At 68.0% G+C, this 1,618-nt stretch carries 3 protein-coding genes; 2 read left to right on the top strand and 1 reads right to left on the bottom strand.

Annotation, left to right across the window (positions count from 1 at the left end; all coding sequences use genetic code 11):
• On the top strand, window positions 1-519 hold a 519-nt coding region (locus D471_RS32370), incomplete at its 5' end, for a PucR family transcriptional regulator (protein WP_040687623.1).
• 154 nt (window positions 520-673) lie between these two features.
• The gene (locus tag D471_RS0100030) at window positions 674-1,162 is read left to right on the top strand and encodes an Lrp/AsnC family transcriptional regulator (RefSeq protein WP_017596730.1); all 489 of its coding nucleotides are present in this window, start codon (window positions 674-676) and stop codon (window positions 1,160-1,162) included.
• 137 nt (window positions 1,163-1,299) lie between these two features.
• Here D471_RS0100030 and D471_RS32365 read toward each other — a convergent pair.
• Window positions 1,300-1,618: aminotransferase class III-fold pyridoxal phosphate-dependent enzyme (locus D471_RS32365; protein WP_040687621.1), on the bottom strand; the 319-nt coding region annotated here is incomplete at its 5' end.

Genomic DNA, 1,618 nt, shown 5'->3' with positions numbered 1-1,618 from the left:
CTGTCGGGCAAACAGCGGCTGGAGCCGACCCTGCACATGCTCGCCGACCGGGTGCGCAGCGCGATCGGGGACACCGCCGTGCTGGCCGTGGGTTCGTCGGCGGACGGCATCCGCGAGGTGCGCCGGTCCTTCCTGGAGGCTCGGCAGGTCGGCGACGTGGCCGTCCGCCGCAACGACCAGCGTCCCTTCTACCGGCTCCCCGACCTGCACCTGCGCGGACTGCTGCACCTGTTCCGCGACGACGAGCGCCTCCAGACCTACGTCGAGCGCGAACTCGGGCCGCTGCTCGACCATGACGCGCGCCACGGCGACGACCTCACCGACATGCTCCGCTGCTACCTGGGAGCGGGGCGCAACAAGGCGCTCGCCGCCACTCGGGCCCACCTGTCCAGGCCCGCCTTCTACGAACGGCTTCGGCGCATCTCCAACACCCTCGACGCCGACCTGGAATCCGTGGAGACCTGTCTGTCACTGCACGTGGCCCTGTTGTCCCTGGACTCGGTGCGCGATGACCGCTGATCTGCGACGACGCAGGGTTCCACGGCTCGGTCACCTTCGGGAAACAACCGTGCAGTAATGTGGAATCCGTCGTTGGTGGCTGATGCAGCGGCGAATTCCAAAAGTCCACAGGCCAGAATTCATCGGATTCTTGCGGACGCAAGCGGAGGATCATGTGACCCACCAGGCGGACTCCGGTCCCGCACGCAGGAACAACGGCATCGTTCTCGACGACACGGCCAAGCGCATCATCGAACTCCTCCAGGAGGACGGTCGGCGGTCCTACGCGTCCATCGGCAAACTCGTGGGCCTGTCCGAGGCGGCCGTGCGCCAGCGCGTCCAACGGCTCCTGGAAGCAGGGGTCGTCCAGGTGGTGGGTGTGACCGACCCGATGATGCTGGGATTCAGCCGCCAGGCGATGATCGGCGTCCGCACGATCGGTGACCTGAACACGGCGGCCGACGCCATCTCCGACATCCCGGGCGTGGAGTACGTGGTGATCACCGCGGGCTCGTTCGACCTGCTGGTGGAGGTCGTCGCCGAGGACGACCCCCGGCTCCTGGAGATCCTGGCGGACATCCGCGCCATCGACACGGTGGACACCACGGAGACCTTCCTCTACCTCAAGCTCCGCAAGCAGACCTACGCCTGGGGTACGCGTTAGCGGAGTGCGGCCCCGCCCGCGCCCAACGAGGACGCGCGGACGGGGCCGTGCCTTGGCGAGATCACGGAGGACGCGGGCATACCAGTAGCTCGTCGCGAGAGGCCGTGATCGGGCGATGTTCGCCAAGGTGGTTCGGGTCAGAGCCGGGCGAAGGCCTCGTCGAGGATGTCCAGCCCCTCGTTCAGCAGCTCGTCGGAGATGACCAGCGGCGGCAGCATGCGGATGACGTTGCCGTAGGTCCCCGCGCTCAGCAGGATCAGGCCCTGCTTGTGCGCGTGGGACAGCACCTTGCCCAGAGCCTCCGGGTTGGGCGTCTTGTCCGCGTCCTTGACCAGTTCGATCGCGACCATCGCGCCGCGGCCGCGCACGTCGCCGATGATGTCGTACTTGGCGGCCAGCTCACGCAGGCGGCCCAGCATGAGCTCACCGATCCGGCGGGCGCGCTCGACCAGGCCG

Origin of the sequence: Nocardiopsis lucentensis DSM 44048, assembly GCF_000341125.1 — a bacterium.
Taxonomy (GTDB): Bacteria; Actinomycetota; Actinomycetes; order Streptosporangiales; family Streptosporangiaceae; genus Nocardiopsis; species Nocardiopsis lucentensis.
This window is presented reverse-complemented; position numbering and strand designations above follow the sequence as displayed.